This is a genomic window from Mesorhizobium sp. M7A.F.Ca.ET.027.03.2.1 (assembly GCF_003999175.1).
Lineage (GTDB): Bacteria > Pseudomonadota > Alphaproteobacteria > Rhizobiales > Rhizobiaceae > Mesorhizobium.
The window spans coordinates 1-400 of sequence record NZ_RZOM01001961.1; the positions used below are offsets into that span (position 1 = coordinate 1).

At 62.0% G+C, this 400-nt stretch carries 1 pseudogene; it reads left to right on the plus strand.

The annotated features are described in order from the left end of the window. Nucleotides 1-400 (plus strand): annotated as a pseudogene (locus tag EN750_RS38980) (chain-length determining protein); the annotation flags it as partial.

Here is a 400-nt window from a genome sequence, read left to right on the forward strand (position 1 = left end):
CGGCGTGCGCAGGGCGCTGCAGAATGGCGGTTCGCTGGATGCTGTGCCGGAGGTTCTGTCGTCGGACCTGATCCAGCGCTTGCGTGAGCGACAGGTCGAATTGCGCTCCAACATCGCCGATCTGTCGACGACACTGCTAGGCAACCATCCGCGCATTCGCGCGCTGAAATCGCAACTGTCCGATCTCGACGCACAGATCCGCAGCGAGGCCCAGAAGATCATGAAAGGCCTGTTGATGCAGGCCGAGACGGCAAAGGCCCGCGAGAACCAGCTTGTCGCAGACGTCAACACATTGAAAGCCGCTTCGGCGCAGGCCGGCGAACAACAGGTCGATCTCGACGCACTGCAGCGCGACGCGACCGCCAAGCGACAGCAACTCGAGCTGTACCTGACCAACTAC